The sequence below is a fragment of the Paenibacillus ihuae genome, assembly GCF_001368795.1.
Lineage (GTDB): Bacteria > Bacillota > Bacilli > Paenibacillales > Paenibacillaceae > Paenibacillus_AQ > Paenibacillus_AQ ihuae.
Genome location: NZ_LN831198.1, coordinates 2,340,829 through 2,350,434, shown reverse-complemented (window position 1 = coordinate 2,350,434; position 9,606 = coordinate 2,340,829). Strand labels below are relative to the sequence as shown.

Below are 9,606 nucleotides of genomic sequence, written 5' to 3'. Positions count from 1 at the left end.
TAAAACTACATTAGCCAAGGCAGTAGCTTCCCGCCGCAAAGCCGCCTTTTTCGACATGGATATTTTATTACGGCCTGCGGCAGATGCAATTATGACTATGCATGGACTAGACCCTACAGACAGGGATTCCGCCGAATACAAAAGACTGTGCCGAGACCTGGGCTACCGGATCACCATGGATGCTGCACTCGATAATCTCGGTATCGACAGCGATGTATTTGTGGTTGGACCCTTCACTAAGGAAGCAGCGGATCCCGGCTGGATTGAAAACGAGTTGAGCCGGATTGGCTTTACACTGCAAGACATTGAAGTCAAGGTCGTGCTGGTCACATTAGCTGACGAGGAGCTGTTCCGCGAGCGGATACTAGGCAGGCATTCCCCTCTTGATGACTGGAAGTTCCGGAATTGGGAGGTCTTCCGCTCGTCACTGGGCAGCCGTACGGTTACATGGCCGCTGCCCGAACCAAACGTGGCGTTAATCGACAATTCGCATCCTGATGTAGCGGTTACCGCTAAGCTGGTAGAGCAGTTTGTTTACGATTGAGTAAAAGCAGCCCGCCAGTTGCTTTTTGACAAGTGCAAGGAATTTACTCCACAGAACCTTTAACGATCCCATAGTAATGCTTATCGTCGTATTCCCCAGTATCACTATAATAGAAGCTCTCTTTTAATGTTCCCTCGTATTTCATGTTCGCTTTCTTGAGTACCATGCCGGAGACAGTATTGCGTCCACGATGATAAGCCTGCAGCCGGTGCAGCCTGGTATGGGCAAAGATATACTGAATCACTGCTCTTAACGTTTCTGAGGCATACCCTTCGTTCTGAAACGCTTGTCCGATGCAATATTCAATGTCTGCCTGATGATGTTCGCTATCTACATGGTAAAAGGCAATTTGTCCAATGCATGTTTCCATATCCTTAAGAATAACCGCCCACCGGTAGAAATCTTCTCTAGCGTAGAACAATATCCACTTCTGCAATAATTCTTCCACTAATGCAATGCTTTCGTACACAGGCTCACCGTAATTTCTCTGTATTTCCGGATCATTAATCCAATTCATATACATGCTTCCGGCATCCTGCAGCGTAAAGGACCTTAACTTTAATCTGTCCGTTTCAATCACTTGAGTTCCCGTATGCAATATAATTCACTCCAATCGATCCGCTGTTAAGTACAGCACATAGATCAATCTTACGGATGGGCAAACAAACACGCCATGCATCATTCTACAAGAAATTTAGACTCTGTTATGAACCAGCAGCCTTCATTCGAGTAAGATTTTTCAATAATTCCCGTATAACCGATTAAAGGAGCTGGTCATATGATAGCCTCAGGAATTTTCTTGCTTATTATTGGGATCGGTACGATTGCCTTTGGGATCTATGTCCGCAAGAATCCTACCTTTGGCTGACGCATGAGTGAGGGATGGAATAAACGGCGATTCTGAGCCAAGCGTGGCTTACATCGAAGCAAGGATACTCTCCGGTGCCGTAGCCATCTGAGTAGGAGCATTTTTTATCGCCATGGGTGTTTACAGTTTATTTAATCCAAACCGTGCAGCTGCTTGAACTGCTCCGGCTTCATTCCGGTTAAACGTTTGAATACCGCGCAGAAGTAGCTTGCGTTCTCAAAGCCTGTCAGCTGTGCGATTTCGTACAACTTTTTTTCACGTTCCTGATACATCAGTTGCTTGCTCCGGTTAATACGCTGCTTATTGATATAGGTTACCGGCCGGTCATAAACCGTACGCTGAAACAGCCGGCACAGATATTGCGGAGAAACAGAGATTACCTCAGACAGCTCCTTTAAGGTCAGTGTCCGGTGCAGATGAAGCTCAATATGCTCCAGCACCGGTTTGATCCGTACAAGCTCATCTTCCTTATTCAGAGCAGGAGGCAGGTTTCTTTTTAAATCCAGCAGCAGGGAGTACAGCAGCTTGGAACGTTCCAGGTTCACCTCGAGATCGTTGCCTCCCGGCAGCAGCAGCATTTCCTTAAGCGGAGCAAGAAGTTCAAGTTCCCTTAGTCTCCAGATACCTGACTCGCGGATACCCGCATAGGATAGCATTCCCCTGGCCTCTCTCCCCTGAAAGGATATCCAGGCCAGCTCCCACTCCCGGCTAACCGGCATGTAGGAATGCGGAATATCCGGAAAGGTAATGAATACATCTCCCGGACCGACAATCTGCCGTTTATCTTTTATCGTCAGCTCGCCCTTGCCGTCCAAAATCTGATGCAGCTGATAATCCGGAAACCCAGATGGACGCTCAGTCTCTTCCTGGTGCTCCCAATATCCGATAGTTGTAGCATACAGCGGCAACTGGACCGTATCATCTGTTTCGCAAAAAACCATCATTCTCTCCAAGTCTCTTCACCTGTTTCATATATTGTTATATCACTATAATATCCTTTTATATCTTATAGGCATTTGCCAATTTATAATATGAATATAACAATACAAGGAGATGTTAATGTGCGCAAGAAGCTAAACTACCAACCACCCGCCAACGGCTATCCTGAATGGAATAACAATCCAGAAATATTTGAATTGAACCGCTTGCCGGCTCATTCGTCCATGATGTCCTACACGACCGCTCAGCAGGCACTGCATGGAGACAAAACAGCATCCCCTAATTATCAAACCCTTAACGGCAGCTGGAAGTTTGCCTTCGCGGAGACCCCTGAGCAGCGCATCAAGGATTTCTATAAATCAGATTACGATACCAGCAGCTGGGCCGAAATCCCTGTGCCCTCCCATTGGCAGTTCCATGGATATGATTATCCGCAATATACCAATGTGCGTTATCCTTGGGCTGTTTCCGAGCCTGACCTGAAGCCGCCGTTTGCTCCAACCTTGTATAATCCCGTAGGATCCTACACCCGGACGTTTACTGTACCTGAAGCCTGGGATGGCCAGCCTGTATTCCTTAGCTTTCAGGGGGTTGAATCTGCATTTTATGTATGGGTGAACGGTGAACTCGTGGGATATGGTGAAGATACCTTTACCCCTTCAGAATATGATATCACCGCTTACCTGCACGAAGGCGAGAATAAGCTTGCGGTTGAAGTCTACCGCTGGTGTGATGCCAGCTGGCTGGAGGATCAGGATTTCTGGCGGCTTAGCGGGATTTTCCGCGAGGTCTATTTATACACGACTCCTCAAGTACACCTAACGGACTTTTCTGTAGTGACGGAGCTGGATAAAGATTATACGGATGCCGATCTTAAGGTGAACCTGCAGCTGGAGAATTATTTCAACCGGGAGCTCACCCCTCATTCCGTTCAAGTCCAGCTCTTTGATGACCAGAAACAGCCAATCTTTGAACAGCCGTTATCGGCGGATATTACATTTGCTGTAGGTGAGGTTCAGCAGCTTAAGCTGTCCGCACACATCGAACGCCCTAAGAAGTGGAGTGCGGAGAAGCCTTATTTATATACCCTCCTCATCACCGTTGTGGCCAATCAGGATCAGCTGCAGGAAGCGGTCAGCTGCAAGGTTGGTTTCCGCACGTTCGAGATCAAAGACGGACTGATGAAAATCAACGGCAAACGGATTGTGCTAAAAGGCACCAACCGCCATGAATTTTCCTGCGACACCGGCCGCGCCTTGTCCAAAGAAGATATGATCCGCGATATTCAGCTCATGAAATCCCATAACATCAATGCTGTACGGACTTCCCACTACCCGAACCAGTCTGTATGGTATGAGCTGTGCGATGAATACGGCCTTTATGTGATTGACGAGACGAATCTGGAGACCCATGGTTCCTGGCAGTATGGCCAGCAGGAGCTGCATGAATACAACGTTCCCGCAAGCAGACCGGAGTGGCGTGCCAATGCCATCGACCGCTGCAATTCCATGATGCAAAGAGACAAGAATCATCCGTCCGTAATCATCTGGTCCCTGGGCAATGAATCCTTCGGGGGCGACAATTTCCTTGCGATGCATGATTACCTGAGAGAAGCAGATCCGACCCGGCCTGTTCACTATGAAGGCATTTTCCACTACAGACCATCGGAGGCAGCCAGCGATATCGAATCCACCATGTACATCAAGCCGGACGCTGTGGAGCAATATGCCAAAAATAACCCGAAAAAGCCTTATATTCTGTGCGAATACAGCCATGCGATGGGCAATTCCTGCGGCGGACTGCATCTCTATACAGAGCTGTTTGATAAATATGATATTATTCAAGGCGCCTTTATCTGGGACTGGGTGGACCAGGCGATCCGCACTACCACAGTGGAAGGTATAGAGTACCTGGCGTATGGCGGAGACTTTGGCGAAACCCCGCATGACGGTAACTTTAGCGGCAATGGCTTATTGTTTGCGGACCGTACAGTAACTCCGAAACTGCTTGAGGTGAAGAAATGCTATCAGAGCATCAAAATCTCGGCCCTGGATCTGCAAAAGGGACATTTCCAGATCCGCAATACCTTCTTGTTCACCAATATTGAAGAATACACTCTGGAGTGGAGAATCGCCCGGGATGGAGAAACCACCCAAGAAGGTACTATGCGGATTGCTGCAGCACCCGGCGAAACGGTTGAATGCATCATTCCTTATGAGCTCAACGAATTGGTGAATGATAAGGAAGCTGTGCTGACTATTTCCTTTACCCAGCCTGAAGGAACCTCATGGTCAGAAGCCAATCATGAGATGGCCTGGGAACAGTTTGTTCTTGTGCCATGGTTCGCATCCAGCCGTGCGGTATCCACAGGCGGTGCACTTCACATTGCCGAACAAGAAAACGCCGTCACCATTTCAGGCGATAGCTTCTCTCTAGCCTTCAATACAACGACCGGAGAAGTGTACTCCTACCAGACTGCAGATCAAGAACGTTTACTGCAGCCTGTAAGAGCGAATTTCTGGCGGGCCGTCACGGATAATGACCTGGGTAACGGACTGGATAAACGCTGCGCCGTCTGGAAAGAAGCCTCCTCCTCCCAGAGTTTGATCGACTTCAACTGTCATACGGAGGGCAGCCGCTGCTTTGTCTCAGCTACCTACCTCCTGTTCACGAATCCTGACTCCATTCTGCGGGTGAAATATGAGATCCGGACAGATGGATCAGTAGAGATCACGCAGGACTTGAACCCCGGAGGCAGTGACCTGCCGGAAATCCCTGAATTCGGCATGATGTTCGTGCTGGACGGCGGACTTGATACCATCTCCTGGTACGGGCGCGGACCGCACGAGAACCATTGGGACAGAAATACCGGCGCTGCAATTGGACGATATAGCGGAAAGGTCATTGACCAGTTCACCCCTTATCTCCGGCCTCAGGAATCCGGCAATAAGACAGATGTCAGATATGCTTCTCTTACAGAAGGCGTGAACGGACCCGGCTTCCATATCGAGGGTACGGTTCCGATTGAGGTTAACGCATTACCGTGGACCCCGGACGAACTGGAAGCAAGTGATCATGTGTATAAATTGCCTGCTTCAGACAAAACTGTACTGCGGGTGAACTATAAGCAGATGGGTGTCGGCGGCGATGACAGCTGGGGTGCACCGACCCATGACGAATTTACCTTGCCTGCCAACCGGACTTACTCATTCCGGTTTACAATTTCACCAAGATAATTAATTTCTGCCGGTACAGCAAAAAGGGGGAATTCCTTTGCAGGAGTTCCCCCTTTTGTTGTGTCAATCAAATGCGGCCCTTCTTCAGTTCTTCTATCACTCTTTTCCCGGAAGGTGTCTGGGCTAAGCCGCCCAATGCTGTTTCCCGGTGTGCAGCCGGCATTGCCGAACCCACCTCCAGCATCACCTGGACTACTTCATCCGAAGGAATTACACTGCGTACCCCGGCCAGAGCCATATCCGCCGCCGCCAGTGCGGTTACGGCACCAAGTCCGTTGCGGACGATACAAGGGATCTCTACCAGGCCGGCGACCGGATCACAAATGAGTCCAAGCGAATTTTTCAGGGCTAGGCCTACGGCATGGACAACCATAGCCGGACTTCCTCCGCGCATCTCTACCATTGCTCCGGCGGCCATGCCGATCGCTGAACCTACCTCTGCCTGACAGCCTCCCTCAGCTCCTGAGATGAAAGAATTGTTTGCGATGATATAGCCAATCGCTCCGGCCGCAAACAATCCGCTCACCATATGCTCATCACTCCAGCCAAAGCGCTGCTGCGCACTTATGAGCACACCGGGAAGGATGCCGCAGGAGCCGGCTGTAGGTGTAGCTATGATTCTGCCCATTGAAGCATTAACCTCCGAAACCGCAAGCGCATAAATCATCGCCTGACTGGCATGACCTCCCAGACAAGTTTCTTCAGATCCACGGTAGGCTGAGATCCGCCGGGCGTCTCCTCCGGTCAGACCGCTGCGCGAGGTGGTATCCTCATGAAGCCCGCGCTCTACCGCTTCTTTCATGATCTCATAATAATCCTGCATCTTCTTGAATTCATTCTCGCGGCTTCGGCCCGATTCCCTGCACTGCTCCTGCAGCATCAGTTCACCAATTGTCTGCTGCGATTCAGTACAGAGCTCTTTCAGTTCATCCAGTGTACGGAATTGCATCTTTCAGACCTCCCCGGCAACGTTTAAGTCAACCATACGGATATCACGGACAGCAGAAATCCGCTTCAACGCCTTGATTAATACAGGTGATACGGCAGCATCCAGCTCAAGCACCGTAACGGCTTCTCCACTCCGGCTTTTCCGGTCGACGGACATAAATCCGATGTTCATTCCGTGTGACTTGAAAAGCTGTGTCATATCGGCAATCATTCCCGGCACGTCGCTATGGCTGATAATCAAGGTCGGATAAACTCCGCTGAATCTGACCGTAAATCCGTTGACCTTCACAATTTCAATGCTACCGCCGCCAATTGAGGTGCCTGTCATCGTCAGCGACTGACCCGTCGCTTCAGATTTCAGCCAAAGTTCAGCCGTATTCGGATGACTGTATAGACCTTTTCCTTCAGCGAAAGAAACAGTTACGCCGGACTGTGCCGCCAACTGCAGAGAATCTGGAATGCGCGGATCATCTGTTGCATAATCGAGCAGCCCTCCGACAATCGCAGTGTCGGTTCCATGTCCCTGATAAGTAGCGGCAAAAGAGCCGTAAAATAAGATCTCAGCGCGGGACGGAACAGCGCCCAGCAGCTGACGGGCACTCCTTCCAATTCTTACTGCTCCAGCTGTGTGAGAGCTGGAGGGTCCGACCATGGCCGGACCGATGATGGAGAATACATCCTTGAACCGCATATGCTTGTCCCTCCGGCTTCGATGAAAATACTTAGATGCTAACCGGTAATTTAGCGGCGGAAGAGAGCTTCGGCGGATAAATCTCCGCAGGTATCGGACAGATATAAGCTTCTCCATCCAGTCTCTCCGCATGCTCTGCCTTGGCCTCCGCTATTAGTTCCGGGCTAAGCAAGGCCTGCAGCGCGGAGAGCGCCATTGTTTTCCCGGCCAGCAGCATTCCTTTATGCGCATAAGTACTTTTCCCTTGGGCAACAACCTGCCAGGCGTGGATCGGAGTTGCATAGGCCCAGGTAGCAGTCGAACATTGTGCCGTGGGAACGATCCAGCTGACATCACCGACATCGGTGGAACCCGTCATGATCACCATTTGCTCATGATAAGGCTTCACAAATTCCGCAAGCGGCTGTTCCGCCAGCCGCGCTGCCAGAGCTTTGCCCGCCATCATGGCTGCATCCGCCTTGTCGATTTCAGGGATTGTTTCATAAATCGCCTTGGCGAGTACCTTCTCCTCCGCAGTATATTCCGGAAGCCCTAGGTCAAGCAGGTTCTGGTGCATACGCTTCTCCAGCGTTGCATTTGGGATCAGATTGGACGTCGCACCTTCCACAACATGCTCCACCTGCGTTCCCGTCATTAGTGCGGCCCCTTGAGCAATATTCTTTATCCGTTCGAACAGCTCTGTTACCTGCTTGGATTTGGGAGCGCGGATCAGATAGACGACCTCAGCTTCAGCCTGAACTACATTCGGTGATTTGCCTCCGGTATTCGTAACGGCATAATGTACCCGGGCCAGATCAATCATGTGCTCACGCATGTAGTTGGTCCCCACGTTCATCAGCTCCACCGCATCCAGCGCACTGCGTCCAAGATGCGGTGCTGCCCCGGCATGCGCACTTTGTCCCTTGAAGCGGAACGTGACATTGATATTCGCCAAGGAGGACATATGCCATACGGAGTTGGCAGTTCCGGGATGCCAGCTGAATGCTGCGTCTACATCATTAAATAATCCTGCTTTCGCCATAAAAGCCTTTCCTGAGCCGCTTTCTTCAGCCGGACATCCGTAATAGCGGACGGTTCCGGACATCCCGGATTCCTGCATATAATCCTTAACGGCTACCGCAGCTGCCAGTGCACCTGTGCCAAGCAGATTATGCCCGCAGCCATGCCCGTTGCCTTCGGGAATCAGCGGCTGGTAAGCCGCTTCCCCCGCCACCTGACTGAGACCGGACAGGGCATCAAACTCTCCCAGGATGGCGATCACCGGATGACCGCTCCCATAGCTGCCGATGAATCCGGTCTCCAGCCCGCCTGCTTCACGCTCTACCGTGAAGCCTTCGTGCTCCAGGATTTCAGAGAGCAGCTGAGCGGACTTGTATTCTTCAAAACGGGTTTCAGCATATCCCCAGATATCATCGCTTGCCTGAATGAACAAATCCCGTTTATTCTCCACCAATTGCGCAACCCGGTCCTTCATCTCCATGATAATCCCACCTTTTCAAAGTTTGGATGTATTACTCTGTCAGATCCCATTCATTAACGTTGTGAAGCGGTCCAATATCAATCGGTTTACCGACCAGGACATTTTTAGATACAGCTTGAAGGCGTTTCTCAGAATAAATCGTCAGCATCGGTAATTCTTCATGGAACTGATCTTGAATTTCATCATAAATGACACGGCGTTTCTCAGGATCAGCTTCCGCAGCCCCCTTGGCAATCAGAGCATCCATTTCAGCGTCAGAATACTGAGCCATATTATAGGCATTGGTGCTGTCCAGAATCTGGAACGTCACGCCCGGATCAAGGCTGAAGGTGTTGGTAAACATGGTCAGATCAAAATCATGGCTGAGTGCTTTTTGGATCAAAGTCGGGAAATCATACTTCTGAACCTGGACCTTAAGCCCGACAGCCTTCATATTTTCAGTCATGATATCTGCAGCCTGCTCACGGACTTTATTGCCGACCGGAACATTGAAGGTAATGACCTGATTGAAATCCCAGCCTGCTTCTTCCAGCAGCTGCTTGGCTTTTTCCGGATCATAGGCATAGCTTGCCTCTTCCTTGTAGTACGGGTGGATACTGGTCAGAAGGCCGTCGATGATTTCCCCCTCGCCCTTCAGCAGCTGCTTCACAATCAGATCTCGGTTGATCGAATAAGCGATAGCCTGTCTGGTCTTGGCATCCTTAAACACCTTGGTGTTATAGACCAGCAGGGTTGGTTCTGTCGGCAGGCTGACTCGACCGTAACATTAGTCATATTCTTCACTTTCTCGAAATCCTGAATCGGAATCAGGCCGATCGGCATGGAGTTCATCTGAATCTCACCAGTCTGCAGCTGGGCTACCAGATTGGAGGCCGGCATGATTTTCATGTAAACCTTATT

9 protein-coding genes are annotated in these 9,606 nt (G+C 50.3%); 2 read left to right on the top strand and 7 right to left on the bottom strand.

The genetic code is table 11. The features are described from left to right. Positions 1 to 544: P-loop nucleotide/nucleoside kinase family protein (locus AQR02_RS10630; protein WP_054940539.1), on the top strand; the 544-nt coding region annotated here is incomplete at its 5' end. Between the two features lie 43 nt (positions 545 to 587). On the opposite strand, the gene AQR02_RS10625 is transcribed toward AQR02_RS10630, so the two are convergent. Both AQR02_RS10625 and AQR02_RS10620 read right to left on the bottom strand, forming a co-directional pair. Continuing rightward, on the bottom strand, positions 588 to 1,124 hold the full coding sequence (locus AQR02_RS10625; protein ID WP_280818640.1) for a GNAT family N-acetyltransferase: 537 nt from the start codon (positions 1,122 to 1,124) through the stop codon (positions 588 to 590). A 419-nt stretch (positions 1,125 to 1,543) separates the two neighbouring features. Next, a complete protein-coding gene (locus AQR02_RS10620) occupies positions 1,544 to 2,356 on the bottom strand; it encodes an AraC family transcriptional regulator (protein WP_245237599.1) in 813 nt (270 codons plus the stop codon). 117 nt (positions 2,357 to 2,473) lie between these two features. Here AQR02_RS10620 and lacZ point away from each other — a divergent pair, with 117 nt between their 5' ends. Then, entirely contained in the window at positions 2,474 to 5,587 is a 3,114-nt protein-coding gene (gene lacZ, locus AQR02_RS10615; RefSeq protein WP_054940536.1) for a beta-galactosidase, LacZ type, read from the top strand. Between the two features lie 67 nt (positions 5,588 to 5,654). On the opposite strand, the gene sdaAA is transcribed toward lacZ, so the two are convergent. The 5 genes from sdaAA to AQR02_RS33980 all read right to left on the bottom strand — a co-directional run. Further along, positions 5,655 to 6,536, bottom strand: a complete 882-nt coding sequence (gene sdaAA / locus AQR02_RS10610) for an L-serine ammonia-lyase, iron-sulfur-dependent, subunit alpha (protein ID WP_054940535.1) — start codon at positions 6,534 to 6,536, stop codon at positions 5,655 to 5,657. A 3-nt stretch (positions 6,537 to 6,539) separates the two neighbouring features. Further along, positions 6,540 to 7,226 carry an L-serine ammonia-lyase, iron-sulfur-dependent subunit beta gene (gene sdaAB / locus AQR02_RS10605; protein ID WP_054940534.1) on the bottom strand — a complete coding sequence of 229 codons (687 nt, stop codon included), beginning with the start codon at positions 7,224 to 7,226 and terminating at the stop codon, positions 6,540 to 6,542. Positions 7,227 to 7,257: 31 nt separating this feature from the next. After that, positions 7,258 to 8,706, bottom strand: coding sequence for a M20 family metallopeptidase (locus AQR02_RS10600; protein ID WP_054940533.1), 1,449 nt, complete (start codon positions 8,704 to 8,706; stop codon positions 7,258 to 7,260). A gap of 31 nt (positions 8,707 to 8,737) precedes the next feature. After that, on the bottom strand, positions 8,738 to 9,415 hold the full coding sequence (locus AQR02_RS33985) for an ABC transporter substrate-binding protein (RefSeq protein ID WP_245237301.1): 678 nt from the start codon (positions 9,413 to 9,415) through the stop codon (positions 8,738 to 8,740). Then, on the bottom strand, positions 9,358 to 9,606 hold a 249-nt coding region (locus AQR02_RS33980; RefSeq protein ID WP_245237300.1), incomplete at its 5' end, for a hypothetical protein. The genes AQR02_RS33985 and AQR02_RS33980, both read right to left, overlap by 58 nt.

What these genes read in the sequence shown, in the direction of transcription:
- AQR02_RS10620 (WP_245237599.1), bottom strand. Translation starts at nt 2,356, where the DNA reads ATGATGGTTTTTTGCGAAACAGATGATACGGTCCAGTTGCCGCTGTAT.
- sdaAA (WP_054940535.1), bottom strand. Translation starts at nt 6,536, where the DNA reads ATGCAATTCCGTACACTGGATGAACTGAAAGAGCTCTGTACTGAATCG.
- sdaAB (WP_054940534.1), bottom strand. Translation starts at nt 7,226, where the DNA reads ATGCGGTTCAAGGATGTATTCTCCATCATCGGTCCGGCCATGGTCGGA.
- AQR02_RS10600 (WP_054940533.1), bottom strand. Translation starts at nt 8,706, where the DNA reads ATGGAGATGAAGGACCGGGTTGCGCAATTGGTGGAGAATAAACGGGAT.